At 70.0% G+C, this 25,922-nt stretch carries 24 protein-coding genes; 18 read left to right on the top strand and 6 right to left on the bottom strand.

From position 1 onward, the window contains the following. Nucleotides 1-267: 267 nt before the first annotated feature. Nucleotides 268-1,014 carry a DUF6683 family protein gene (locus JUB13_RS23065; RefSeq protein WP_207483094.1) on the bottom strand — a complete coding sequence of 249 codons (747 nt, stop codon included), beginning with the start codon at nucleotides 1,012-1,014 and terminating at the stop codon, nucleotides 268-270. Between the two features lie 385 nt (nucleotides 1,015-1,399). Here JUB13_RS23065 and JUB13_RS23060 point away from each other — a divergent pair, with 385 nt between their 5' ends. The 4 genes from JUB13_RS23060 to JUB13_RS23045 all read left to right on the top strand — a co-directional run bounded on the left by JUB13_RS23060 (nucleotide 1,400) and on the right by JUB13_RS23045 (nucleotide 5,646). Further along, complete coding sequence (locus JUB13_RS23060; RefSeq protein WP_207483092.1) at nucleotides 1,400-1,903, top strand: hypothetical protein; 504 nt, start codon at nucleotides 1,400-1,402, stop codon at nucleotides 1,901-1,903. A 272-nt stretch (nucleotides 1,904-2,175) separates the two neighbouring features. After that, nucleotides 2,176-3,768, top strand: a complete 1,593-nt coding sequence (locus tag JUB13_RS23055) for a hypothetical protein (RefSeq protein WP_207483090.1) — start codon at nucleotides 2,176-2,178, stop codon at nucleotides 3,766-3,768. Between the two features lie 475 nt (nucleotides 3,769-4,243). Beyond that, nucleotides 4,244-5,140 (top strand): hypothetical protein, encoded by an 897-nt coding sequence (locus JUB13_RS23050; RefSeq protein WP_207483088.1) that lies wholly within the window; start codon nucleotides 4,244-4,246, stop codon nucleotides 5,138-5,140. Next, nucleotides 5,137-5,646, top strand: a complete 510-nt coding sequence (locus JUB13_RS23045; protein WP_207483086.1) for a hypothetical protein — start codon at nucleotides 5,137-5,139, stop codon at nucleotides 5,644-5,646. Before JUB13_RS23050 ends, JUB13_RS23045 begins: the two co-directional genes overlap by 4 nt. Nucleotides 5,647-5,709: 63 nt before the next feature. Here the strand turns inward: JUB13_RS23045 and JUB13_RS23040 are convergent, their stop codons facing one another. From JUB13_RS23040 to JUB13_RS23025, 4 genes are all read right to left on the bottom strand, one after another. Beyond that, on the bottom strand, nucleotides 5,710-7,848 hold the full coding sequence (locus JUB13_RS23040) for a molybdopterin-containing oxidoreductase family protein (RefSeq protein WP_207483084.1): 2,139 nt from the start codon (nucleotides 7,846-7,848) through the stop codon (nucleotides 5,710-5,712). A 385-nt stretch (nucleotides 7,849-8,233) separates the two neighbouring features. After that, a complete protein-coding gene (gene mtnA / locus JUB13_RS23035) occupies nucleotides 8,234-9,343 on the bottom strand; it encodes an S-methyl-5-thioribose-1-phosphate isomerase (RefSeq protein ID WP_207483082.1) in 1,110 nt (369 codons plus the stop codon). Beyond that, complete coding sequence (gene mtnK / locus JUB13_RS23030; RefSeq protein WP_207483080.1) at nucleotides 9,340-10,626, bottom strand: S-methyl-5-thioribose kinase; 1,287 nt, start codon at nucleotides 10,624-10,626, stop codon at nucleotides 9,340-9,342. The genes mtnA and mtnK overlap by 4 nt, the downstream gene beginning before the upstream one ends. A 50-nt stretch (nucleotides 10,627-10,676) precedes the next feature. Then, nucleotides 10,677-11,675: a sugar-binding transcriptional regulator gene (locus JUB13_RS23025; RefSeq protein WP_207483078.1), complete on the bottom strand. Its 999-nt coding sequence runs from the start codon at nucleotides 11,673-11,675 to the stop codon at nucleotides 10,677-10,679. A 196-nt stretch (nucleotides 11,676-11,871) separates the two neighbouring features. On the opposite strand from JUB13_RS23025, the gene JUB13_RS23020 reads away from it, so the two are divergent. The 14 genes from JUB13_RS23020 (at nucleotide 11,872) to JUB13_RS22955 (ending at nucleotide 25,515) form a co-directional block, all read left to right on the top strand. Next, a complete protein-coding gene (locus tag JUB13_RS23020) occupies nucleotides 11,872-13,371 on the top strand; it encodes an FGGY-family carbohydrate kinase (protein ID WP_207483075.1) in 1,500 nt (499 codons plus the stop codon). Nucleotides 13,372-13,424: 53 nt separating this feature from the next. Then, complete coding sequence (locus JUB13_RS23015; protein WP_207483073.1) at nucleotides 13,425-14,453, top strand: thiamine pyrophosphate-dependent dehydrogenase E1 component subunit alpha; 1,029 nt, start codon at nucleotides 13,425-13,427, stop codon at nucleotides 14,451-14,453. 5 nt (nucleotides 14,454-14,458) lie between these two features. Next, the gene (locus JUB13_RS23010) at nucleotides 14,459-15,433 is read left to right on the top strand and encodes an alpha-ketoacid dehydrogenase subunit beta (protein ID WP_207483071.1); all 975 of its coding nucleotides are present in this window, start codon (nucleotides 14,459-14,461) and stop codon (nucleotides 15,431-15,433) included. Then, complete coding sequence (locus tag JUB13_RS23005) at nucleotides 15,430-16,716, top strand: acetoin dehydrogenase dihydrolipoyllysine-residue acetyltransferase subunit (protein WP_207483069.1); 1,287 nt, start codon at nucleotides 15,430-15,432, stop codon at nucleotides 16,714-16,716. Before JUB13_RS23010 ends, JUB13_RS23005 begins: the two co-directional genes overlap by 4 nt. A gap of 24 nt (nucleotides 16,717-16,740) precedes the next feature. Beyond that, nucleotides 16,741-17,640, top strand: coding sequence for an NAD(P)-dependent oxidoreductase (locus JUB13_RS23000; RefSeq protein WP_207483067.1), 900 nt, complete (start codon nucleotides 16,741-16,743; stop codon nucleotides 17,638-17,640). Nucleotides 17,641-17,723: 83 nt separating this feature from the next. Beyond that, nucleotides 17,724-18,716 carry an autoinducer 2 ABC transporter substrate-binding protein gene (locus JUB13_RS22995; protein WP_207483065.1) on the top strand — a complete coding sequence of 331 codons (993 nt, stop codon included), beginning with the start codon at nucleotides 17,724-17,726 and terminating at the stop codon, nucleotides 18,714-18,716. A 64-nt stretch (nucleotides 18,717-18,780) separates the two neighbouring features. Next, nucleotides 18,781-20,286 (top strand): sugar ABC transporter ATP-binding protein, encoded by a 1,506-nt coding sequence (locus JUB13_RS22990; protein WP_207483063.1) that lies wholly within the window; start codon nucleotides 18,781-18,783, stop codon nucleotides 20,284-20,286. A 12-nt stretch (nucleotides 20,287-20,298) separates the two neighbouring features. Beyond that, nucleotides 20,299-21,285, top strand: a complete 987-nt coding sequence (locus tag JUB13_RS22985; RefSeq protein WP_207483061.1) for an ABC transporter permease — start codon at nucleotides 20,299-20,301, stop codon at nucleotides 21,283-21,285. A gap of 12 nt (nucleotides 21,286-21,297) precedes the next feature. Next, a complete protein-coding gene (locus JUB13_RS22980; protein ID WP_236025156.1) occupies nucleotides 21,298-22,383 on the top strand; it encodes an ABC transporter permease in 1,086 nt (361 codons plus the stop codon). A 5-nt stretch (nucleotides 22,384-22,388) separates the two neighbouring features. Further along, complete coding sequence (gene dhaK, locus JUB13_RS22975) at nucleotides 22,389-23,387, top strand: dihydroxyacetone kinase subunit DhaK (RefSeq protein ID WP_207483059.1); 999 nt, start codon at nucleotides 22,389-22,391, stop codon at nucleotides 23,385-23,387. Nucleotides 23,388-23,397: 10 nt separating this feature from the next. Continuing rightward, the gene (locus tag JUB13_RS22970) at nucleotides 23,398-24,033 is read left to right on the top strand and encodes a dihydroxyacetone kinase subunit L (protein WP_207483057.1); all 636 of its coding nucleotides are present in this window, start codon (nucleotides 23,398-23,400) and stop codon (nucleotides 24,031-24,033) included. A 143-nt stretch (nucleotides 24,034-24,176) separates the two neighbouring features. Continuing rightward, complete coding sequence (locus JUB13_RS22965; RefSeq protein WP_207483055.1) at nucleotides 24,177-24,614, top strand: helix-turn-helix domain-containing protein; 438 nt, start codon at nucleotides 24,177-24,179, stop codon at nucleotides 24,612-24,614. Between the two features lie 109 nt (nucleotides 24,615-24,723). Next, nucleotides 24,724-24,942, top strand: coding sequence for a hypothetical protein (locus JUB13_RS22960; RefSeq protein ID WP_207483053.1), 219 nt, complete (start codon nucleotides 24,724-24,726; stop codon nucleotides 24,940-24,942). A 99-nt stretch (nucleotides 24,943-25,041) separates the two neighbouring features. Beyond that, on the top strand, nucleotides 25,042-25,515 hold the full coding sequence (locus JUB13_RS22955; RefSeq protein WP_207483050.1) for a DUF411 domain-containing protein: 474 nt from the start codon (nucleotides 25,042-25,044) through the stop codon (nucleotides 25,513-25,515). 67 nt (nucleotides 25,516-25,582) lie between these two features. Here JUB13_RS22955 and JUB13_RS22950 read toward each other — a convergent pair whose 3' ends face one another. Next, nucleotides 25,583-25,798, bottom strand: coding sequence for a hypothetical protein (locus tag JUB13_RS22950; protein ID WP_207483048.1), 216 nt, complete (start codon nucleotides 25,796-25,798; stop codon nucleotides 25,583-25,585). Between the last annotated feature and the right edge of the window lie 124 nt (nucleotides 25,799-25,922).

Genomic DNA, 25,922 nt, shown 5'->3' with positions numbered 1-25,922 from the left:
GCACTCGTCCGCGAACAGCCCCACGGCCGTCTCGATGTCGCCCGCGGCCAGCGCCGCATCGAACCGCGCCAGCAGAGCCTGAACGCGCGTCATCGGAGTCACGTCGAGCATTGCCTCTCCTGCCATCACGGATCGGACGAACCGCCCGATCCGCCCAGGGAATGCTCGCTTACGCAGATTTGCCGAGTGTGTCAGAACGAGTCGGGCGGGCTACAGGCGTAATGCACCTTGTCCGCTCCTGGCCCGCGCCGGTGGCCGAGGGGCGGCTCATCTCGCCGGAGCGAACCCTCGCGGCGTCAGCTTCATCGTTCTCAGGTCGATGCCCATCCCCTTCGCGCCCTGATTGGCGGCCACGGCCAGGGCCTTGAGCTGCGCGGGATCGCCCTTCGATTGCTGGAGCGCGGCATCGAGCAGCAGCCCCTGGACGAGCATCGCCTCCGCGAATTGCTGCTTGAGGGCGTCGGAGGCGGTCGCCGTCTTCCCGCCGGCCACGAGAGCACGGCCGGCCTGCGCCCTCACCGCCTCGACGGTGGCGCGGTCGGGCGTCGAGAAATCGGCGTGGACGGCCGACCAGCAATTGATCCACCACACGGTATAGGCATCGGCCAGGTTGTCGGTGCGCAGCCCCACCTTGGCAAGTTCCTGTCCCATGCGCGCGATGATGTCTCCGGATGCGAACAGGGCGGAGAGCTGGTTCGCCCCGGCGGGATCCTGCGCGCGGGTCTTCTCGACGAATGACGCGAGATTGGCCCTGCGCCGTTCCGCCGATGGCGTGAAGCTCAGGCCCGAAATCGGCACCGCCGTGGATGCCGAGGGGCCCGGTGCCGGGGCAGGGGACGCTCCGGCTTTGCGACGCTCCTGATCCGCGAGCTGGCCCAGCGGGTCCATGTTGAAGGTGGACATCCAGTTCCCGGGGCTCAGCGGCCCCGCGAAGCTGTCGACCTGCGCCTGCGCCGGTACGGCCATCGCCAGCAGCAGGATCGAGAGGCACGCACGCGCGAAGTTCCGCATCATTGGCTACTTCCTCCCTTCGACGAGCGGCGTCCTGGAGTGTGGGCGTCCCGCCAAGCTGTCGCAGGTGGCGATGATCCCGTCGCCGGCTGCGCTCCGGAAGCGATCTTTGGCGGTATCGAGGAGCGTGCCCTCGGGCACCCGGCGATCTCATTGTCCTGAACGGCCAGTCGAAGTCTGCTGCGCGGTGCGCCGAATGTTGCGGCGGCGGAAAGTTCTGTATTTGTTCTTTTCGGGCGACCTTCTCTGAGGCAGGATTTCCTTCGCGAAAGATGTGGAGAAGGGACATGCCGGAAGCGAGCAGGGATCATTCCATAGGAGCGCCGCTTGGAGCCGAGTCCTCGGCCCGAAATGGCGGGCCCGGCAGCGATGCGGCCGGGGGGCGCGGATGACCGACCTGCCGCTGGAGTTCCCGATCATCGTGTTCCGGCAGCTGCCGTCCCATGGCGACAGGCCGGCCCGCGAAGTCTTCGCGTGGTACGACGACCCCGATTTCTTCACGAGGGGCAGCCCCAAGGAGATCGGCTGGAAGATGCTCAAGGGCGCGCTGCTCGTCGACGCCACGGGAATGAGCTGGCGCGTCCTCGACATGTTCGATGCGGGGCGCCGCGCCAACCTCCTGCTCAGCCTCGGGATCGCGTTCTGGCAGGGTGACCATCACCGCATCGGCTACGAGCTGGAGGAGGAAGGGAGAATTCCCTTCGAATCCGTGCGGGAGCGTGTCTGCGCCTCGATCTCCAGCAGCCCCTTCATCTGGTGCGACCAGAAGCTGCTCGCCGACAAGGGGCCCTGGTCCCCGGAGGCCAGGGCGATGCTCGACGCAAAGGCGGCGAAAGTCCGCCAAGCCACCAGCATGCGCGAGCTGATCGCTGCGCTCGACGCCATGCGCTGATCCCGATCGCCTTCCCGGACCCGCGGTGCCCCGTCTGGTCCGTCGGCATTCGCGCTGTGGTTGCGATGCGCAGAAGGCCTATCATCGAGGCGCACGGAAGCGGCGATGCCGCCTCCTTATCAATGGGTTGGTGGCTGCCGCGGCGGCCCGGAGATTGACAAGGCATCGAGCCGGTAGGCTTCTTCTCCCATCGGTATGGGTGTTTTCGAGCGGAATGTTCCACCGAAGGCTGTAGGATCTCCTGGATAACGGGGCGCCTGGAGGGGCGGAACATGAGGATCATCCGCGCCAGCGTCGGGCGTGACGGCACGGAAGGCTTCGGCGACCGGGACCTGGCCCTGAGCGCTACGCTCTCGGCCGACGGAACCAAGGTGGCCTTCCACAGCATCGCGTCCGAGTTCGCGCGGGGCGACACCGCCGGAAGCTACGACGCCTTCGTGAAGGATCTCTCGACCGGCGAACTGGTCCAGGTCAGCACGGAGCCCCCGGACGGCGACCGGAGCGATGACTTCGGTCGGGGCCTGTATCCCGAAATCTCTGCCGACGGCAGCAGGGTCGCGTTCCGGAGCAGTTCCGGCAGCCTGGTGCCCGGGGACGACAACGGCGCCGATGACGTTTTCGTCGCGGCCCCCGGGACCGGAGCCATCGTGCGTGTCCGGCAGTCGACGGACGCGGGCAGCCACGACATCTCCGCCGATGGCTCGGCCGTGGCCGTCGAGGCCGTGGAGGGCGGGATCTACGTGGACGACCTGCGGAGCGGCCGCGTCGTTCGTGCCGACACGGACGCGGATGGAAACCCGCTCGCAGACACCAACACGTCCACGCCGCAGCTTTCGGCCGACGGAACGCTGGTGGCCTTCGCGGGCTCCAACTTCGAAATTCCCGAAGAGTCCGGGATCTTCCTGAAGGACCTGGAGACGGGCGCAATCACCCGGATCGCCGGTGACGTACCCAACTTCAGGCTCGCCGCCGACGGCACGAGGCTGGTGTTCACGAGCTCGGACGACAGCCTGGTCCCCGGCGACACGAATGGCCGCGACGACGTGTTCGTCAAGGATCTCCTCACCGGCGAGATCGTACGCGCCAGCGTCTCCGAGACGGGCGCGCAGATGACCGGGGACGGATTCGCCTTCGTCGCCGCGATCTCGTCCGACGGGAACAGGGTGGCGTTCCAGACCGACGGCGGAAACCTCGTTCCCGGCGATGACGACGGGACCGAGGACCTGTTCGTCAAGGACCTGTCGACGGGGGAGATCTGGCAGATCAACGTCGCGCCGGACGGCGTGCGGGCCGAGGGCGAATCCTACATCGAGGATCTCTCCGCGGACGGCAGCGCCGTCGCATTCACGAGCAATGCCGCCAACCTCGTTTCCGGCGATACCAACGGAGCCTTCGATGTCTTCGTGGCCTATCTCGACGAGCCCGGCGTCCGCACCCTGGCCGGGACGGCATCCGACGAGGTCGGCTGGGGCGGCGGCGGCGCCGACCATCTGAACGGCGCCAGCGGTAACGACTCCCTTCGCGGGCTGGGTGGGGATGATCGTCTGTTCGGCGGCCGGGGCCTCGATCTCCTCGATGGCGGCCGCGGCCGGGACCTGCTCGACGGCGGGAACGGGACCGATCTTCTCTTCGGCCAAGCCGGCGACGACACCCTGCGCGGGGGGAATGGCGCGGACCTCTTGGTCGGTGGCCGCGGACAGGACATCCTGATCGGAGGGGCGGGACCCGATCTCTTCATCGACTCCGATGACGAAATCGTCGACTTCAACCCGCTGGAAGGCGACCGGGTCCTGAGCGCCGTCCCGTCCCAGGATATCGCCGGCTGGGCCGATCTGCTGGCAAGGCTGAACCTCTGGCTCGCCTGATCGCGTGCTAGGGGCGGCCGGTTCCCTCGGCGACGGCTTCGTGGGCTGGCCTCCGGGAGCTGGACGCGGGGGCCGGTCGCGGGGACATCTGCCGGACCGGCGAGGGCTGCATGTGAAGGCCGATCGGCCGACGCGGCATCCAGTGGGCTGAGCCCCGCCTGATCCCCGCGCATCGGGCAGAAACCCCTGCCCCGATTCCTTTGCACGTCCTCTATTCCGAAGCATCGGGCCGGGCGATCCCCACCTCCGGGAGCTCGGCCGAGGCCCTGCAAGACATCGACCGGGGATGGCGCCGCGACCCCGGAAAGCCGGTTGGGCTCCCGCCTCAAGGCGGCAAGCCGAATATTGCGCCGGCGGAAAGTTCTCTCTTTGTTCTTTTGAATCCGCCTTGCTTGGGTCAGGATTTCATTCTCGCCGAGATGCGTGCGCTGGGCGCCGGGTCCGGCGCGCACCCACGAAAATCGGAGAGCTCGGCATGACCGGCAGGCAGCCGTCGCGTCGCGACGGAGACGAGGGTATTGATGCATTCATGGCGCGCAGGCGTCTGGAAGCGGCGAAGTATGGCCCCGGTGCCAGGGCCGCCGCCTACGCTGCCGCCCACGAGGCCTATCGCGATTCCATCAGGACGGGTCGGGACCTCCAGCTCGTCCAGCCCGGCGACCTGCTGCTCTACGGCGGCGCCCTTGGGGACGCGGACGAGCCAGGGGCGGAGCCGCCGCCGGATAGCGACGCGCTGCCGGATGTGGCGCTGGCGATGCCGCAACCGTCGGGGGACGAGCCCGGCCCCGCCGATCCGGAGGTTCCGCCCCCCACCAGCTCGATCGGGCGCCCCGGCCTCGCCGAGTCCTTCATTCCCGTCTGGGGCTCGGGCCGGGAGGCCATCGCCGACTTCCAGGAGGGCAACTATCTCGGCGCGGCCCTTAATGCCGGACTCGCGGCATCGGATCTCTTTGTCGCCGGCACCCTCGCCAAGGCTGTCGGCAAGGCCATGGGCAAGGGCGGCCTCAAGGGCGGCGCCTATGCGCTTCTAGGGCCGATCTGGAAAGGCGGGGCAACGGACTGGGATAACATCAGCCGTCACATGCGTAATCTTGGAATGCTGGAAAAAGGACAGCACGGTCATCATTGGCTGATACCGAACAACAGATGGGGGAAATACGTGCCGAACTCGATTAAGAACCATCCGTTCAACATCAAGGCGATGCCGAGCGATGAAATTCATATGCGGGTTCATAACAAATGGCGCGGAATGCCCAGGTTCGGATACACGCTCCGGTATTGGCACGGAACGCCGCATGTGTCGAAGGCGGCGACCGTTTCTACGGGCGGCCACGGATCCCTGGCCGTCGAGACGGGCGGGAGGGAGCAATGACCGAGCCTCAGCCGCAAGCTCCCGTCCTGCTGTTCCGGCACCCGTATTTCGGGCGCCGCAAGGCGGGACGCGAGGACCTCGCATGGTTCGGCGATGCGGAGTCCTTCAAGAGGTCCAGCCGCGGGGAGATCCGCGAGAAGGAGTTCAAAGATGCGCTGCTCGTCGACGTCACGGGAATGAGCTGGCGCATCGTCGATGTCCATGACGGCGGGGGCTATTATGGAAGCAACCTGCTCGCCCGGATCTGGAGCTGCGTGATGCGGGGCGACAACCGCCTCGTCAGGTACGAGCTGCAGCCGGAAGGCCAAATGAGCTTCGAGGCGATCCGGAACCGCGCCTGCGCCAGCATTCTGGGAAGCCCCGATGTCTGGTGCGACTGGCGGCTGATCGGCAGCAAGGGCCGGCGGTCCAGGGAGGTCCGCCACGTGCTCGAGGCGAAGGCGGCGAAGGTGCGCCAGGCCATCGGCATGCGGGGGCTGTTCGCCGAGCTCGATGCCATAAGCTAGGGCAAGCGCCCTTAAGCGCGCCCCGGATCCGGAAGCGGATCCGGGGCTTCGCGCCGGGGCCGATCAGACGCGGACGACCTCCACGAGGTTGTCGGAGTAGGTTCCGGCCTGCCCGAGACTGCAATGCCTGTCGGCGCTGATGGCGTTCACCGAGGTGCCGCCCCGGTTCAGGCTGGGCCAATACCCGACATTGGCCAGGACCAATCCCGGCATCACGTCGAAGCTGATCTCGGCACGCCCCTCGAAGGCGCCACGCTCGTTGAAGACGCGCACGAAGTCGCCATTGGCGATGCCGCGCTGGGCCGCGTCCTTCGGGTGGACGAGCACCGTCTGCTCGCCCTGGCGCCGCTGCTGGACCGCCTCGTTCCCATACTGCGTGTTCAGGAAGGCATGCGGCTTCGGCGACACGATGCTGAGCGGAAAGCGCCTGGCGAGCTCGGGATTCGACTGAGGAGCCTCATAAGGCGCGATGTAGTCGGGCAGGGGATCGACGGGGTCTCCGGGCTGCATGGCTTCGTACATCGAGCGCCAGACCGGAACCACGAAGTTGCCGCCCTCGGCGACGCTCGCCTTGAACTCGCATTTCCCGGACGGCGTCTTGAAGTTCCCCTCGGCATGGGGCGCCCGTTGGTCGGGCATGCCGACATTGAGGCGCTTGAAACCCTCGCCTTTCAAAAGATCCAGGGTGATCCCTTCCAGCGCAGGAGAGTCCCAGTCGTAGAACTCCGTCAGCATCTCGTCGTCGGTCATCTTCCAATAGGGATCATCGAATCCCATGGTCCGGGCAAGGCGGCGGAAGAGCTCAACGTTGGGGACGCACTCGCCGGGCGGGGCGATCGCTGGCTGGTTCAGCATCATGTAGAGGTGCCCCCAGGTGACCATGAGGTCGTACTGCTCGGCCTGCATGGTCGCTGGCAGGAGGATATCGGCGTACCGCGCGGTGTCCGTGACGAAGAGCTCGCTGACGACCGTGAAGAGGTCCTCCCGCATCAGGCCTGCGACGATCTTGGATTGGGCCGGCGCCTGGGAGACCGGGTTGGAGTTGTAGACGAACAGGGACTTGATCGGCGGGTCGAGCGCCAGCTCACCGGTTAGGGCCGCCCCCAGGTCGAGCTCGTTGACGACACGCGTTCCGGGCTTGATCCAGTCGGGCCGGCAGATCCGGTCGAACTTGATCGGGAATTCCCAGATGGGCATCTCGACGGCGCCGCCGCCGACGTGGCGCCAGGCACCGACGAGCGCCGGCAGGCATGTGATGGCCCGGATGGCCTGCCCGCCGCCGCGGCTTCTTTCGAGCGCCACGCCTTGGCGGATCGCGGAAGGCTGGGTGGCCGCATATTCCCGCGCCAGCTTGCGGACGTCGTCAGCCGGCACGCCGGTTATCTCCGCGACCAGCTCGGGCGGATACTCGGCAGCCCGAGCCTTCAGCTCCTCGAAGCCGAGCGTGTACCGCGCGACATAGTCATGGTCGACCAGATCCTCGCCGATGATGACGTTCATCATGCCGAGAGCGAGAGCGGCGTCGGTCCCGGGCCGGATGGGGATGTGCCAGTCGGCCTGCTTGGCGGTGCGCGTCCTGACCGGGTCGATGACGACGATCTTGGCACCCTTCTGCCGGGCCTCGAGGATGAAGGGCCAGGCGTGCAGGTTCGTGCTGATCATGTTCATGCCCCACACGACGATGTACTTCGCGTAGGCAAGGCTCTCGAGATCCAGGCCTCCGGTCGGCCCGACCGTCATGACCCAGGCCGTCGAGCTTCCGGACTCGCAGTAGGTCTTCTCGGCGACGGTGGCGCCCAGGCGATTGAAGAAGGCGTCGCCGCAGGTCAGCCCGTTCAGCGTGCCCTGATGCCCGAGATAGGCGTGGGGCATGATCGCCTGGGCTCCGTATGACGAGATGATGCCGTCCCAGCGCCGCTTGATCTCGGACAGGGCCTCGTCCCACGTGATGCGTTCGAACTCCCCGCTGCCCTTCGGCCCCGTGCGCCTCATGGGATAGAGGATGCGGCCGGGGTTGTAGTGATGCTCCGCATAGTCCTTCAGCTTCACGCAGAGACCGCCGCGCGTCATGGGATGCTCCGGATTTCCGGTCACATCGACGAGCCTCCCATCCTCGACGTGGTAGAGGAACGCGCAGGTGTCCGGGCAGTCCTGCGGGCAGGCGCCCTTGATGATCCGGGTTTCGCTGACATGCGCCGACATCGTGATCCTCCCCATGTGGCGGAAGCACTTTGCCGCATCGGCAAATGGCTGAGCCGAATCGGCCTTCCAGCCGAGGAGCAAGATCTGCGCCAGTACTCCGGCGAGGGCATTCCAAGGAATATCAAGGTATTGCGATGGGGTTCGGTTTCGAACTCATCGTGTCCGTCGCACATTTTTTAGACGTGCGTGTCTAGTTGAACGATAAATATGCACCGATCAAGAATTTTATTGAGACTTAATGGTAATTATATAGACTTTAGTCTCTGTCTTCCGTGGTTCCGGGCGGGATTGTCATTCGCTCCGACCGGTGCGCCGGGCGCATGCGCACGCGATCCGAAACCGCTCCATTCCCGGCACCCGTCGCAATCTGGGGTTCAGGCGAACCTCAGATCGCCCTGGCCGCCGCCCCGTCGGGGAACAGGCGGGAGAGCCCCTCGCGCGAGGCGGGGCAGGTGCCCCGTTCGGTGATCAGCCCGGTGACCAGCCGCGCGGGCGTCACGTCGAAGGCGTAGTTCGCCACGGGGCTGCCTTCCGGCGTCACCATCACGGTCGCGATCCCGCCATCGGCGGTCCGGCCGGTGATGTGCGAGACCTCGTGGCCGCCGCGCTGCTCGATGGGGATCTCCCGGATCCCGTTGCTCATGCCCCAGTCGATGGTGGGCGAGGGCAGTGCCACGTAGAACGGCACGCCGTTGTCGTGCGCCGCCAGCGCCTTCAGATAGGTGCCGATCTTGTTGCAGACGTCTCCGGTCGCGGTGGTGCGGTCGGTACCGACGATGCAGAGGTCCACCATGCCGTGCTGCATCAGGTGCCCGCCGACATTGTCGGGGATTACGGTGTGCGGCACCCCATGATGGTTCAACTCCCAGGCGGTCAGGCTGGCGCCCTGGTTGCGCGGGCGGGTCTCGTCGACCCAGACATGGACCGGGATCCCCGCCTCGTGCGCCATGTAGATCGGCGCGAGGGCCGTGCCCCAGTCGACGGTGGCGAGCCAGCCGGCGTTGCAATGGGTCAGGATGTTGACGGGGCGCGACCGCCCCGCCCGCGCATGGGCCTCGGCGATCAGCTCCATGCCGTGCCGGCCGATGGCGCGGCAGATCTCCACGTCCTCGTCGCAGATCTCGGCGGCCCGGCGGAAGGCCGCCGTGGCACGCTCGGCCTCCGGCAGCCCAGCGACCGCGCGGCGGACCTCCTCGAGCCCCCAGCGCAGGTTCACGGCCGTCGGCCGCGCCTCGAACAGGCGCGCATGGGCGGCCTCCAGCGCCGCGTCGCGGGGATCGTCGGCCAGTGCCAACGCAAGACCGTAGGCGCCGGTGGCCCCGATCAGCGGCGCCCCGCGGACCACCATATCCCGGATCGCCGCGACCGCATCGTCGAGCCCGCGCAGCGTGACGGTGCCGAAGTCATGCGGGAGCTTCGTCTGGTCGATCACCTCCACCGTCCTGCCGTCCTCGGACGGCCAGATGGTGCGGTAGTGCCTGCCGTCGATCCTCATGGCGTCCTGCCCTCCGCGATCCGTTCCGCCGCCTGCCGCGCCGCCCGGATGGAGCCGAGCTCACCTCCCCGCACCACCAGCAACCGGCCGAGCGCCAGCGCCTGGCGCTCGCAGGCGGCCCGCCGGTCCGGGTCGGCGATGCTCTCCATGTCTTCGACATGGGCAAGGCCCAGGATGCGGCGGATCATCTTGCAGCCGGCGAACCCCAGCGAGTCCGCCAGCAGACCCGCCATGTAGGCGTCCTGCGCGGCGGCCAGGGCGGCGCTGCCGCCCTCGTCCGCGAACAGGCCCGGATCGAAGGCATCGCCGCCGCCCACACGGAGCCAGAGCTCCCTGAACCGCGCCTCGAACCCCGTCCAGACGGCCTCCACCTGGTCGAGCAGCCAGGCGCGGTGGTCGTCGCGCTCGCCCCGACGCTCCTCGTGGCCGGACTGCGCCAGGAAGGCGAGCAGGAGGTTCGCGAGGAAGGCCCCGACATCGAAGCCCATGGGGCCGTAGAACGCGAATTCCGGGTCGATCACGCGGGTGTCCGCATCGGTCGCCATGACCGAGCCCGTGTGCAGGTCCCCATGGACCAGCGCCTCGGCCGAGGTCAGAAACTTCAGCTTCAGGCGCTGCGCCGCCGCGCGCAGATCGCCGTCGGCCCTGAGCGCGGCCGCGTCGCCGTCGAGCTGGGGCCGCGTCCAGCGGTTCAGCGGCGCCTCGCGGTAGGGGTCTGTGAAGACCAGGTCCTCGGTGATCCGGCACAGGGCCGTGTTCCCGCAGAAAAGGGCCATGCGCGCCTTCTTCTCCGCCGCGGGGCAATGGAGGTCCGAGGTCCGGAACAGCGTCTCGGCCAGGAAGCGTGCCATGTCCTCCGCCATGCGCGGATACCGCGTGCCGTGGATCAGGCCCTTGCGCAGGATCACGTGCGGCGTCAGGTAGCTCATCACGATCAGCGCCAGATCCGCGTCGAAATGCAGGACGCGGGGCACCAGGTCCGGGACCCAGCGGGCCTGCTCGGACAGCGCCTCGTGCTCGAAGAAGGCGCGGGTCAGCGGCAGCGGCCAGGATTCGCCGACCAGCCGGACATAGGGCAGCGCCTGCTTCACCGCGACGCCGCCCGCCGGCCCGGACACGATGAAGACGAGGTTCAGGTTGCCGTCGCCGACCTCGCGCACGGTCCAGGCCTCCGGTCCGCCGCCCAGCAGCGCACGTACCTCCGGCAGCCCCGCCAGGTACTGCCGCAGCGGGGTGTCCGACATGGCCCGATATCGGGTCTGCGTCGCCACGGTCTCGTCCATGATTCCTCCCCCGGTTTCCTGCCCGTTCCCGTTCCCGTTCCCGTTCGGCCTCAGCGCCGGACCAGCGCCAGGGCCGTGTCGCCGTCGACGATCAGCCCGTCCACGAGACCGCTCGCCAGCATGGCGCGGGCCGCCGCAAGCTTGCCGGGGCCGGCGGCGAGCAGCACCAGCTCGTGGCGCTGCAGATCCTGCAGATCGACCGCCAGGGTGCGCTCGTTCAGGTCGGCCTCGACGAGGCGCCCGTCGGCATCGAAGAACTTCCCGATCGTGTCGCCGACGGCCCCGGCCCGGCGCAGCGCGTCGAGATCGCCTTCCGTGATCAGCCCGTTCCGGTAGATCGAGGAGCCGGCGTCGCACTCGCCCAGGCTCACGACGTAGAAGGCCGCGCGCCGGGCCAGCGCCAGCGTCTCCTGCACGAAGCGCTGGGACATCAGGACGCGCCGGTCGGCCTCGGAATCCGCGACGAACGGGACCGGAAGGAAATGGCCCTCGCCCCCCGTGCGCGCGGCGAGCTGCTGGACGACCTCGAACGGGTTCGCGGCGGCGTTGCGGGGCAGCGATCCCATCAGAGAGACGAAGCGCGTGCCGGGCCGGCGCAGCGAGGGAAGCTGCTCGGCCATGGCCGCGAGGGTCCGGCCCCAGCCGACGCCGACCGTGAGGTCGTCCTCGGCCAGCAGGCGTCCGCGCAGCCAGCGCGCGGCGGCGACGCCCACCGCCCGTCGCGCGAGCTGGTCCGCCGCCTCGGCCAGGCCGGGCCCGCCGGGGCTTTCGGCAATCCCCAGCGGCGGCGTCGCTAGGCAGAAGCGCAGGCCGTGGTGTCGCCGGATCGTCTCCTCCACCTCGGCCATGGCGGCCAGGCGGTGGTCGACGGAGATGGTGACGATGCCGGATTCGCGCGCCAGGGCCAGCAGCCGGTTCACCTTGATGCGCGAGACGCCGAGGATCGCCGCCGTCTCCTCCTGGTTGTGGGAGGCGACGTAGTAGAGCCAGGCCGCGCGCACGGCCAGGTCCTGGTCCTCGTCCTGGTACGGCTCGATCGAGAAGGCCATCGCGCCTGCGGCCCTTCTGGAGAGGTGATGCCGCCGATAACCCCGAAGGGGTAGGTTGACTTATAATGTTCAAGGGCTGAACGTTTGTTCATAGAACAATAATCGCGTCCCGGCGCGGAGCAAGCGAAAAACCCGCGCCAGACCACAGGAGGCCCGGCCCAAGCAGCCGGCCCGCCGGGGGAGGAGGTCACGCCGCATGGACTGCGTCGTCGGCATCGATTTCGGCACCGAGAGCGTGCGGGCCCATGTCTTCGGCCTGGACGGCCGGCCGCTCGGCTCGACCGCCGGGCCCTATCCGACGCGCTTTCCCCAGCCTGCCTGGGCGGAGCAGGATCCCGACGACTGGTGGTCGGCGGTCGCCGTCGCCGTGCGGGGGGCGCTGGACCGGGCCGGGATCCGCCCCGGCGAGGTGATCGGGCTCGGCGTCGACACGACGAGCTGCACCGTCCTGGCCCTCGGGCGCGACCTGGCGCCGCTGCGCCCGGCCCTGATCTGGATGGATGTGCGCGCGGCGCGCGAGGCCGAGGACGTCGCGGCCTGCGGCGATCCGGCCCTGCGGATCAACGGGGCGGGCGGCTCGCCGGTCTCGGCGGAATGGATGATCCCCAAGGCGCTCTGGCTCAAGCGCAACGAGCCCGAGACCTGGTCCCGGGCCGCGGTGATCTGCGAGTTCCAGGACTACGTGAACCTGCGCCTCACCGGGCGCGTGGCGGCCAGCTTCAACAACATCTCCATGCGCTGGCACTACCAGGCCGAGCATGGCGGGCTGCCCCTCTCGCTGCTCGATCGCGTGAACCTTTCGGACCTCGCCGCGAAATGGCCCCGCGACATCGTCCGGCCCGGCGAGACCGTGGGCACGCTGACGGCCGAGGCCGCCGCCCATCTCGGCCTGCCCGAGGGGCTGCCCGTCGCGCAGGGTGGCGCCGATGCCTTCATCGGCATGATCGGGCTCGGGGTCAACGCGCCGGGGCAGGTCGCCCTGGTCACGGGCTCCTCGCATCTCCAGCTCGGCGTGTCCGACCGGGCGTTCCACGCGCCCGGCATCTGGGGCACCTATGCCGAGGCGGTCTATCCGAACCGCTACATCGTCGAGGGCGGCCAGACCTCGACAGGGTCCATCGTGAACTGGTTCAAGTCCCGTTTCGCCCAGTCGCTGAGCTACGAGGACCTGAACCGCGACGCCGCAGCCCTGCCGCCAGGGGCGGAAGGCCTTCTGGTGCTCGACCATTTCCAGGGGAACCGGACGCCCTACACCGACGCACGCTCGCGCGGGGCCATCACCGGGCTTACCCTTGCGCACACCCCCGCACATGTCTTCCGCGCCATCGTCGAGGGGATCTGCATGGGGACCCGCCTGATCCTCGATACCATGGCCGCGGGCGGCTTCCGGGCCGAGCGGATCACGGTCGCGGGCGGCGCCACCAACTCGCCACTCTGGCTGCAGATCCATGCCGACGTGGCCGGGGTGCCGCTGGCGCGGACCGAGGTGCCGGATGCCTGCGCCCTGGGGTCCGCGATCCTCGCGACCGTCGCCACGGGCGCCCATCCCGGGATCGACGAGGCCATCGCCGCGATGGTGCGGGTGCGCGCCGTGGTTGAGCCGGATCCCGAGCGCCACGCCGCCTACCAGCCGGTCTATGAGCGCTACCGGGAGCTTTACGCCGCCCTGAAGCCGGTTCGCGAGGACCGGGCCTGACGGCCAGAGCACGGACAGCCGCAGCACAGACGCCCGCAGCACAGGAACGCCGGATGCCTGCCCCGACCGACCGCCTTCCCTTCGAGCTCTACCGGACCATGTGCCGGATCCGCGCCTTCGAGGAGCGGGTGGGCGAGCTCTTCGTGCGGCAGGAGACGGCGGGCAGCATGCTGCACCTGTCCATCGGCGAGGAGGGCGCGGCGGCCGGGATCGGTTCGGCCATGCGGGCCGGCGACAGCTTCACGACCCATCACCGCGGCCACGGCATCTTCCTGGCCCGGGGCGGCCAGCCCGACCGCATGATGGCCGAGATCGCCGGCAAGCGGACGGGCTACTGTCGGGGCAAGGGCGGCTCCATGCACATCGCCGACATGGGGCTCGGCCATCTCGGCGCCAACGCCATCGTGGGCGGCGGCATCCCCGCCGTCGTCGGTGCCGGGCTCAGCTACCGCCGGCTGAAGAAGGACGCGGTCTCGGTCGCATTCTTCGGCGACGGGGCCATGCAGCAGGGCATCCTCTACGAGAGCATGAACATGGCGGCGCTCTGGCGGCTGCCGGTCCTCTTCGTGTGCATCAACAACCAGTACGGCATGGGCACGCGAATCGACCGCGCCTCGGCCAACCTCGCCTGGGACCTGCGCGCGCGCAGCTTCGGGCTCGAGGCCGAGAACGCCGACGGCGTCGACGTGATGGAGGTCCGTGGGGCGGCGGAGCGGCTTCTGGCGGCCGCGCGCGAGGGGCGGCCGGGCTTCCTCGCGGTCTCGTGCTACCGCTTCTACGGGCATGCCCGCATGGACAAGAGCCCCTACCGCACGCCCGAGGAGGAGGAGGAGGGCCGCGCGCGCGACCCGATCGCGCGGCTGCGCGCGGACCTCCTGGCCGGGGACGCCCGCGAGGCGGAGCTGGACACGATCGTCGAGGCGGCGGGCCGCGAGATGGACGCAGCGGTCGACTTCGCCGTGGCGGCCCCCCGTCCCGAGCCCGGCGAGCTGTTCGAGGACGTCTACGGCCCGGACCAGCCCGCGCCCCTGCCGGTGCGCCGGCGCATCGAGACGATCCTGGGCGGAGGGGTGGCGCGATGACGGGCATGTCCGAGACGACATACCGGGACGCCCTGCGCCAGGCGCTCGACGATGCCATGGGCGCCGATTCCACCATCGTCGTGCTGGGCGAGGAGGTCGGCCGCTACGGCGGCGCCTACGGCGTCACCAAGGGACTGATCGAGCGCCACGGCGCGGACCGGGTGATCGACGCGCCGATCTCCGAGGCCGCGATCGTCGGCGCCGCCGTGGGCGCCGCCATGACCGGGCTGCGCCCGGTCGCCGAGCTGATGTATGTGGACTTCCTGGGCCTCGCCATGGACCAGCTCGCGAACCAGGCGGCCAAGATCCGCTACATGTTCGGCGGCCAGGTCGGCGTACCCATGGTGCTGCGTACCCAGGGCGGCACCGGCCGGTCGGCCGGCGCTCAGCATTCCCAGAGCCTGGAGGCCTGGTCGGTCCATACGCCAGGACTGCGCGTCGCCATGCCGGCCACCGTGTCGGACGCCTACCACCTGCTGCGGCACGCGCTGACCCTGCCCGATCCCGTCGTCTTCATCGAGCACAAGGCGCTCTATACCCGCAAGGGCGGGCTCGATCCCGCCGCGCCGGACGCCCCCTGGGGACGGGCCGTGGTGCGCCGTCCGGGCCGCAACGTCACGCTGGTGGCCTATTCGCGCATGGTCCATTCGGCCCTGGAGGCCGCCGCGGCGCTCGCCGAGGCGGGCATCGAGGCCGAGGTGATCGACCTGCGCACGCTGAACCCGTTGGACATGGAGACCGTGGCCGCGTCGGTGACGCGGACCGGCCGCGCGGTCGTGGTCAGCGAGGCCTGCCTGACCGGCGGCGTCGCCGCCGAGATTGCCGCCCGCATCCAGGAGGACTGCTTCGACTGGCTCGAGGAGCCGGTGATCCGGGTCGCGGGCGAGGACGTGCCCATCCCCGTTTCGCCCGGCCTCGAGGCGGCGTCGATCCCCGGCGCGCCGCTGATCGCCGATGCCGTGCGGATGATGCTGCCATGACCGATTCCGGATCCGCGGCCATCCTCACCCTGCCGCGCCTCGGCGAGACCATGGAGGAGGGGCGGGTCGTCGCCTGGACCAAGAGCCCCGGCGAAGGCTTCCGCCGCGGCGAGACGCTGCTGGAGGTCGAGACCGACAAGACCGTGGTTGAGGTCCCGGCGCTGGCGGACGGCGTCCTGCTGCGCACGCTGGTCGCGCCCGGCGAGATGGTCGCGGTGGACGCCCCGATCGCGGAGATCCGGGGCGAGGGCCACCTGGCGCCTGCGCGTGCGGAGACGGCGGCCCCCAACACATCTGCCCCCGCCAGGCCTGCCTCCGCCCCGGCTGCCGACGCCCCGCCCTCCGGCGGTGCCGCGGGGCCGCGCAGCGCGCCCGGGGCGCGGCGGCTCGCGCGGCGCGAGGGCATCGCGCTGGACACGGTCCGCGGCACCGGCCGGCTCGGCCGGATCACGCGGGAGGACGTGATGCGCGCGGCGGGCGGCGATCCTCCCGTCACGGCGGTGCAGGGCTCGATGCTGGCGATCCCCGGCGGGCGCCTGAACGTCAGGTCCTGGGCGGGCGCGGGCGGCCCCACGGTCGTCCTGGTGCACGGCTTCACGGGCGACCTGCTGACCTGGTCCGGCCTCGCGGCCCTGCTGCAGCGCTCGGGCTGCGAGGTCGTGGCGCTGGACCTGCCCGGCCACGGTTTCAGCGAGGCGCCCGGAGAGACGCCGGACGCGCTGGTCGAGGCGCTGTGCGCGGCGGTGGCTACGCTCGGCCTCCAGCGGGTGCACCTGGTCGGCCATTCCATGGGCGGTGCGCTGGCCGTGATGGCGGCCGAGGCCATGGCGGACCGGATCCTCGGCCTGTCCCTCCTGGCGCCGGCGGGGTTCGGGACCGAGATCGACCAGGTCTTCCTGGACGGCATGCTCGGCGCCGCGACGCCCCAGGCGCTGGCACGCGAGATCGCCAAGCTGTCCTACGTGCCGGTCGCGATCTCGGACGATCTCCTGGCGCTGGCGGTCGAGCGGCTGCGCGCGCCCGAGCGGAACCGCCGGCTGCGCGCCATCGCGGCGCATCTGGCGCGGGACGGGGTGCAGCAGCTCCACGTGGCGCCGCGCCTCGCCGGCCTGAGCTGCCCCGTGCGCGTCCTGTGGGGCCGCGAGGATTCCATCGTGCCCTGGCGCCATGCGCTGGCGGCGCCCGGGCGCGTTGCGCTGCACCTGTTCGAGCGGGCCGGGCACATGCCCCATTGGGACCAGGCCGAGGCGGTCGCCGCGGTGCTGGCCCATCCCCCGCAGTGAGGCCGCAATGAGATGGAGAGAAGGGTGACCGACATTGCCTTCCTGGGGCTCGGGATCATGGGCACCGGCATGGTCCGCAACCTGCTGCGGGCCGGCCATTCGGTCACCGTGTGGAACAGGACCACCCGCGACCTGCCCGAGGACCTGAAGGGCTGCATGCGCGCAGCCTCGGTCGCCGAGGCGGTCAGCGGCCGCGAGCGGGTGATGCTGTGCCTGACCGGGCCCGAGGCGCAGCGCGCCGTGATCCTGGGAGAGGGGGGCGAGGACGGCGGGGGAGGCGGCCTGGTCCGGTCCCTCTCGGCCGGCGCCATCGTCGCCGACGCGACCAGCACGGATCCCAGGCTGACGCGCGCGCTGGCCGCGGCGGTCGAAGGCGCCGGCGCCACATATCTCGACACCCCCGTCTTCGGCAGCCGCAACGAGGCCTGGGAGGGCCGGCTGGACTTCGTGTGCGGCGGGCCCCGGGACGCCTTCGACCGCTTCCGCCCGCTGCTGGAGCCGATGGCCGCGAGCATCCACCATCTCGGCGGCACGGCGGCCGGAGCCACCATGAAGCTGATCGGCAACCTGCTGGTGGCGGCGCAGATGGCCTCGCTCGGCGAGGCGCTGGCGCTGGCGCGCAAGGCCGGGCTCGAGGGGACGGCGGTGATGGGCGTGCTGGACGTGACGGACTACAGCTCGGCACTGATCCGGGGCGTCGGGCGGGCGAGCCTCGCCGGCGACTTCGGCCCGCATTTCTACCTCAAGCACATGCTGAAGGACGCGCGCCTGATCGGCGCCCTGGCCGAGGACCTGGCCGTCCCGCTGCCGGCGACCTCGGCCATCGCGGAGCTCTACCAGGCCGCGAAGAACGAAGGGCTGGGCGAACTCAACGCCTCGGGCCTTCACAAGATGCTCTTCCGGATGGCGGGCCTGCCCGACTGAAGGCGGCCGGATCCGACGAACCCGGCCGAAGGACGCCTGCCCCAGGCCGGGACCCCGAAGCAGGCAGTGACGGAGGAACGACCATGAGGAAGCTGCTCGGTGTCTCCGCCCTCGCCGTGGCCGCGGCGGTGGGCGCGGCCGTGGCGACGGACGCCATCGCCCAGGGCAAGGTCTACAAGATCCCGACCGTCGTGAAGATCTCGGGCATCCAGTGGTTCAACCGCATGGAGGAGGGCGTCAAGCGCTTCGCCGGCGAGACCAAGCACAACGCCTACCAGGTCGGGCCCGCAAAGGCCGACGCCCAGCTCCAGGTGCAGATCCTGGAGGACATGATCGCCCAGAAGGTCGATGCGATCACCGTGGTGCCGTTCTCGCCCGAGGCGCTGGAGCCCGTGCTGAAGAAGGCCCGCGACCAGGGGATCAAAGTTGTCGCCCACGAGGCCTCGACGATCCAGAACGTCGACTACGACATCGAGGCCTTCAAGAACGAGGACTTCGGCGCGCAGCTCATGGACCGCCTCGCCAAGTGCATGGGCGAGCAGGGCGAGTACGCGGTCTTCGTCGGCAGCCTGACCTCGAAGACCCACAACCAGTGGGTCGACGGCGCGATCGCCCGGCAGAAGGAGAAGTACCCGAAGATGACGCTCGTGGGCTCGAAGAACGAGACCTACGACGACCAGCAGCAGGCCTACGCCAAGGCGCAGGAGGTCATGCGCGCCTTCCCCAACGTGAAGGGCTTCCAGGGCAGCGCCTCGACCGACGTGGCCGGCATCGGCCTCGCCATCGAGGAGCGCGGCCGCGAGGACCAGACCTGCGTCGCGGGCACCAGCCTGCCCTCTATCGCGGGCCAGTACCTCGAGAGCGGGGCGGTCGATGCCATCGGCTTCTGGGATCCCGCCGACGCGGCGGTCGTGATGAACAAGGTCGCGACGATGGTGCTCGGTGGCGAGCAGGTGAAGGAAGGCGCGAACCTGGGCGTGTCCGGCTACGAGAACGTGAAGCTCGAGGGCAAGGTCATCTACGGCCAGGCCTACAAGCTCGTCGACAAGACGAACATGAAGCAGTTCCCGTTCTGACGCAGTCACCGGTGCCCCCGCCGGCCGCAGGCGGGGGCACCTCCACGACCTCCGCGGGATGCCCATGAGCGAAGCGCCCAGCGAACAGCCCCTTGTCCGTCTGTCCGGGATCTCGAAATCCTTCGCGGGCGTCCACGCGCTGCGCGACGTGGACCTGGAGATCCGCCGGGGCGAGATCGTCTGCCTGGCCGGCGAGAACGGCAGCGGCAAGTCGACCCTGATCAAGATCCTGGCGGGGGCGCAGGACGCCGACGCCGGCACCATCGCGATCGACGGGCGCGAGCACCGCGCCCTGCACCCGATCGAGGCGGTGCGAGCCGGGATCCAGGTGATCTACCAGGACTTCTCGCTGTTCCCGAACCTGACGGTGGCCGAGAACATCGCCTTCAACCACCAGCTTTCCCACGGGCGCAGGCTGGTGAACTGGCGCCTGGTGCGCCGCATCGCGCGCGAGGCCCTGGAGCGCATCGGCGTGCGGATCGACCTCGACCGCCGGGTCGAGACCCTGCCCGTCGCCGACAAGCAGCTCGTCGCCATCGCGCGCGCGCTGCTGCACGACGCGCGGCTGATCGTGATGGACGAGCCGACGACCGCGCTGACCGAGCGCGAGGTGCGCTCGCTGCTGGACATCATCCGCAAGCTCCAGCGCGACGGCGTGGCCGTCCTCTTCGTCAGCCACAAGCTCAAGGAGATCTTCGCGGTCTGCGAGAAGATCGTCGTGCTGCGCAACGGCCGGAAGGTCGCGGCCGGGCCCGCGTCGGAGTTCGACCTGGGCTCGCTGACCTTCCACATGACCGGCCGCACGCTGGAGGCCGTCGACCTGCCGCCCCCCGCCGGCCCCGGCGCTCCTGAGCTGCTGCGCGTCGAGGGGCTGGGCCGGGGGCGCGAGTTCGACGGCGTCTCCTTCTGCCTGCGCGCGGGCGAGGTGCTCGGCATCACCGGGCTGCTGGGCTCCGGGCGGACCGAGCTCGCCAAGGCGCTGTTCGGCTTGGCCCCGGCCGATCGCGGCCGGATCCTGGTGGAGGGCCGCGAGGCCGCGATCCGCAGCGTGCGCGACGCCATGGAACAGGGCATCGGCTACGTCCCCGAGGACCGGCTGACCGAGGGGCTGTTCCTGCCCCAGTCCATCGGCCGCAACGCCGCCGTCGGCATCCTCGACCGTTTCGCCGGCCGGGGCGGCGCGCTCGACCGCCCGGCGCTGGAGGGGCATGTCGAGGACTGGGTGCGGCGGCTGAAGGTCGCGACCCCTTCCACGGCCCTGCCGGTCCAGAGCCTCTCGGGCGGCAACCAGCAGCGCGTGGTGCTGGCGCGCTGGCTCGCGACGCGGCCGCGGATCCTGATCCTGAACGGCCCGACGGTGGGCGTCGATGTCGGTTCCAAGGCGGACATCCACGCGATCATCGCTGGCCTCGCCCGCGACGGGCTCGGCGTCGTCGTGATCTCGGACGACCTGCCCGAGGTGCTTGCCGCATGCCACCGGATCCTGGTGATGCGCGACGGGCGCATCGTCGAGGAGGTCGCGCGCGACGAGGCGAGCGAGGACCAGCTCGCCCACCGGCTGGCGAGCTGAGGAGGAATCGCGATGCGCAGCCTCCTGACGCGCAACGAGACGCTGGTCGCCCTCATCATACTGGCCTTCTGCGCCATGACGGCGGCCGTCGACCCGCGCTTCCTGTCTGTGACGACGCTGACCGACCTGATCCGGAACGGGATCGTGATCGGCATGTTCGCGATCGGCGTCATGCTGGTGCTGGTCTCGGGCGGGATCGACGTGTCCTTCACCGCCGTCGCGGCCTTCAGCATGTATTCCGCGACGAAGCTGATGGTCGCCTGGGGCGTCGGCGACCAGATGCTGGTGGCCTTCCTGGTCTCAGCGCTGCTGGGGCTGACGCTGGGGCTGGTCAACGCCGTGTTCATCGGCTGGCTCGGCCTGCCGACGCTGATCGTGACGCTCGGCACGCTGACGGCCTTCCGGGGCTTTCTCCTGACCTTCGTGGGCAGCCAGCTCATCACCAACGTGCCGCCGGGCATGCGCGCCTTCTCGCGCAGCATGCTTTTCCGCGGCACGACGGCCGACGGCGCCTTCTTCGCGCTGCCGACGGCCGTCCTGTTCCTGGTGGGCGCGGTGCTGGTCACCTGGTTCATCCTGAACCGGACCATGCTCGGCCGCAGCATCGTGGCCATGGGCGGCTCGCGCGAGGCGGCGGCCCGGGTCGGCGTGAACGTGCGGGCGATCCAGTTCTTCGTCTACGGCTATGTCGGCGTGCTCTCGGGCCTGGCGGGGATCGTCCACGCCTCGCTGGCGCGCGTCGCCAACCCCTTCGACCTCGTCGGGCTCGAGCTCTCGGTGATCGCGGCCGTGGTGCTGGGCGGCGCGCGTCTCACGGGCGGCCACGGCACCATCACGGGCACGCTGCTGGGCGTGGCGCTGATCGTGCTGATCAACAACAGCCTGATCATGCTCGGCATCCCGTCGACCTGGCAGAACGTCGTGATCGGCTTCCTGATCCTGCTGGGGACCGGCGTGCCGGCCTGGCAGGCGCGCCGGCGCGCGGCCGCCGCTGCCTGAGGGGGAAGAAGGATGGAGGGACTTCGCATGCCGCCCCATGCCGTCGCGCCCGCACCGGCCGGCTCGCGCCGGCCCGAGCTGCGCCGCGTGCTCGCGGCGAACGCGAACCTGCTGCGGCTCCTCGCGATCACGGTTGCGATCTTCGTGGTGATGAGCCTGCTCCGGCCCGAGCTGTTCTTCACCTGGGGCAACTTCAGCTCCATGGCCTTCCAGTTCCCGGAATTCGCGATCCTGTCCTTGGCGATGATGCTGGCGATGCTGACGGGCGGCATCGACCTGTCGGTGATCGGCCTCATGAACCTGTCGGCGATCCTGGCGGCGCTGGTGCTGGGCGCCCTGGCGCCCGCCGCCGCGGGGACGGGAACGGTGCTCGGCGTGATCGCGCTGGCGATCTGCGTGGCGGTGGCGACCGGCGCCGCGGGCGGGCTGCTCAACGGCCTGTGCATCGCCCATCTCGGCATCCCGCCGATCCTCGCGACGCTGGGCACCGGCCTGATGTTCACGGGCATCGCCATCGTGATCACGAACGGCTACGCGCTGCTGGGCTTCCCCGCGGAGTTCAGCGTGATCGGCAACGGCAGCATCGCCTGGATCCCCGTGCCCCTGCTGATCTTCGCCGCGTTGGCTGTGCTGGTCGCGCTGCTGCTGAACCGCACGGCCTTCGGGCTCAGGCTCTACCTGATGGGGACGAACCCCATGGCCGCGCGCTTCGCCGGCATCGACAATGCCGGGCTGACCGTCCGCACCTACCTGCTGAGCGGCACGCTGGCCGCCATCGCGGGCGTGGTGCTGATGTCGCGGGCCAATTCCGCCAAGGCGGACTACGGCACCTCGTACCTGCTGCTCTCGATCCTGATCGCGGTGCTCGGAGGCATCAATCCCTATGGCGGCTTCGGCCGGGTCGGCGGGCTCGTGCTGGCCGTGCTCGCCCTTCAGTTCCTGTCGAGCGGCTTCAACATGCTCCAATTCAGCAACTTCGCGAAGGAGTTCATCTGGGGCGTGCTGCTGCTGGTGGTGATGGTGGTCAACGGCATGAAGTTCGGGCGGCCCGCGCGACCCGCCGGCGCCGAGTCCCCGACGAACCAGAACAGGGAGTGAGCGCCATGAAGAAGATCCTGAACCGGGTCGAGGATTTCGTTCCCGAGATGCTCGACGGGCTGCTGAAGGCCCATCCCGACCAGCTCGCCTTCGCCGAGGAGATCCACGCCATCGTGCGCGCCGACGCGCCGGTGCAGGGGAAGGTGGCGCTCGCCACCGGCGGCGGGTCCGGCCACCTGCCGGTCTTCCTGGGCTATGTCGGGAAGGGGCTGCTGGACGGCTGCGCGGTGGGCGATGTCTTCAGCTCCCCCTCGGCCGAGCAGATGCTGGCGGTGACGCGCCGGATCAACGGCGGCAAGGGCGTCGTCTACATCTACGGGAACTACGGCGGCGACGTGATGAACTTCGACATGGCCGCCGAGATGGCCGAGATGGAGGACATCCCCGTCCGCACCGTGCTGGTGCGCGACGACGTGGCCTCGGCCCCGGCCGCCGAGCAGGAGCGGCGGCGCGGCGTCGCCGGCATGGTCTTCGCCTTCAAGGTCGCGGGCGCACTGGCCGACCGCGGCGGCTCCCTGGACGAGGTCGCGGCCGTGGCCGAGAAGGCGCTGGCCAACATCCGCACCATGGGCGTCGCGCTCTCGCCCTGCACCGTGCCCCGGGCCGGCCGGCCGACCTTCAGCATCGGCGAGGACGAGATGGAGATCGGCATGGGCATCCATGGCGAGCCCGGCATGAAGCGCGAAGAGCTGCAGAGCGCCGACCGGATCGCCGAGCGGATGCTGGGCGCGATCCTCGACGACCTGCAGACGCGGGGCGGCGACCGGGTCGCGGTGATGGTCAACGGGCTGGGAGCGACCCCGCCCGAGGAGCTCTACATCCTCTACCGGCGTGTCCACGACCTTCTGGCCGAGCGGGACGTCCGGGTCCATCGCGCCTATGTCGGCGAGTTCGCGACCTCCATGGAGATGGCGGGCGCGTCCATCACCGTCTTCCGCCTCGACGAGGAGCTGGCCTCCCTGCTGGACGCGCCGGCCCGCTCGCCCTTCTTCGTCCAGGTCTGAGGGGGTAGCCATGGCGGGCGGGATCGATGGCGCCGCGGTGGCGGCGGCCATGCGGCGCGTCGCGGCGGCGCTGGAGGCGCGCAAGGACACGCTGACCGAGCTGGACCAGGCGGTCGGCGACGGCGACCTGGGAATCACCGCGTCCAAGGCCGGCCAGGCGCTGGCGGCCTATGCGGACCAGGAGCCGGGCGAGGATCTCGGGAAGTACGTGGCCCAGGCCGGCATGGCGGTGAACCGGGTCGCCTCGTCGACCATGGGGACACTGCTGGCGACCGCCCTGATGCGCGCCGGCAAGGCCGCTTCCGGCAAGGCCGCGCTGGAGCCCGGCGATCTCGCGGCCATGCTGCGCGCGGCGGACCAGGGCATCCAGGAGCGCGGCAAGGCCAAGCCCGGCGACAAGACCGTGGTGGATGCGCTGCATCCCGCGGCCGAGGCCTTCGCCGCCGCGATCGAGGCCGGGGCCCCCCTGCAGGAGGCGGCCCGGCGGATGGCCGAGGCGGCCCGCCGCGGCATGGACGAGGTCACCCCGCTGCGCAACCGCATCGGCCGGGCTGGCTGGGTGGGCGAGCGCACCGAGGGTCGCGTGGATCCCGGCTGCGCCGCAATGGTCGCGATCCTGGAGGCGCTGGCCGACCAGGAGGCCTGAGCGTGCGGGCTCGGAATACCAGCTTTCGGTGCCCGCCTTCGCCGCTTCTCTTGCGCTGTCCCTGCCGGCCGGCGCTTGTGCGCCGCCGCCGGATCGTGGCAAGTCGTCGCCGTCCTGGATTGGGCCGAGACCGGGGAGCGACGATGGCCGCGCGAGAGATGCACCACTACACCGAGTGCGGGTTGGACTACGCCTGGCTGAAGAACGGGTTCCGGGTCGAGAGGACGTCCTACGGACCCAAGGTCGTGGTCGAGCACGCATCGGAGCTCGATCGCGCGATCGCCGAGGTCGTCCTCCGCCGGAAGCGGCACCTGGCCTTCTCGGAGGTGGACTTCCTGCGGGGCCTGCTCGGCCTTTCCCGCGCCGAGCTGGCGGTCCGACTCGGGACCGACGCCGCCGAGGTCGCGCATTGGGAATCCATCGACGATCCGGTCCGGCCCGACGCCGACGCCGCCCTGCGGGGCCTGGTCCTCGACCATCTCGGCCGTCCGGCGGTCCTGCCCGATCCGGAAAGCCGGCAGCAGGAGATCGAGTTGGTCGCGACGAGGAGCGACGGGAGGTGGACGATCGCTATCCGGTGACGGCGTGCCCTCCCGCGTGCCGTCATGTCTGCACCCGCGGTGAATAACTCATTCGTGGAGCACGGGGCCGTCGCCCTTCATCCTGCCGCGAAAGCGGGGAGGACGGACGATGAGTCGCAGTGGATGGCCGCCTTCCGCCCTCCCGGCCGCCGAGGATCCCTTGTCGGGGCTCTCGCTCGCGCAGCTCGCCGACATTCCCATCGATCCCGAGCCGGCGCTCCCGGCCCGCAGGCCCGGCGCCGGGAAGCGGCGCAGGATCACCGGACTGCTTCTGGCCCTCGTCTGCATCCGCCAATCCAGAGCGTGCGGCGTCTTCGGGAGAAGCTGATCTCGATCAAGGCGCGCCCGGCGCCCACGCCGTAGGTTACCGTCCCAGGACGCCCGTCCGGACCATCGGGGGACGGGAAGGCAGCACGAGGAGCGGACCATGTTCGCGAAGACCAGAAAAGCCATCCCTTCCCTCGCCGGAGCGGCCGTGCTCGGCGCGCTCGCGCTCGGCGGCATCGCATCGGGAGGCACTGCAGCCGCCGGGCCGATGGTCGATGTCTGGAAGGCCGCGACCTGCGAGTGCTGCGAGGGCTGGATCAGGCACATGATGGCCGCCGGCTTCGCCGTGAAGGTGCACGAGGTCGAGGACGTCGAGCCAGTCAAGGAGAAGAGTGGCGTCCCCGGACCGCTGCACTCGTGCCACACCGCCGTCGTCGACGGCTATGTCGTCGAGGGTCACGTCCCGGCGGGGGACGTGAAGCGCCTGCTGGCCGAGCGTCCGAATGCCACGGGTCTCTCGGTTCCCGGCATGCCGCAGGATGCGCCGGGCATGGACATGGGCACCGGCGAGCCCTTCCAGGTCGTTCTCTTCGGGACGCCCGACGGGACGATGCGCGTCTACGCCAGTCATTGAGGCGCCATCAGGCGCCAATCAGGGGCTGAAGAGCCGCCCTTCCGGCCGCGGCCGCGGAAGCCCGGCGTTACGGGCTCGCGGCCAGACGGCTCGCGAGCTCATCCCGCCGCAGCACCATCTCGTCGATGTCGTCGAGTTCCATCGCCGCCGCGCAGTCCGCGACGAACCGAAGGGCATCGGTCGTCTCGACCAGGGCGGCCGCCGCAGTCGCCCTCAGGGCGGTGCAGGTCTGGACCAGACTTTCGAACAGGCCGAGCAATTCCAGCGACGCTTCCATGGTCATGACCGCTTTCGACGTTGTGCCTTCGGTCCACGACGGCACGGCAGCCCGGGACGGCGAAGGCTCCGAGGCCCACCCACGCACACCCCATTGGGGTTAATCCGAGTGGCGAGGCTCGGCGGCTACG

The organism is Arenibaculum pallidiluteum (assembly GCF_017355985.1).
Taxonomy (GTDB): Bacteria; Pseudomonadota; Alphaproteobacteria; order Azospirillales; family Azospirillaceae; genus Arenibaculum; species Arenibaculum pallidiluteum.
The sequence above is the reverse complement of the archived record's forward strand: the minus strand, read 5'-3'. Positions and strand labels throughout refer to the sequence as shown.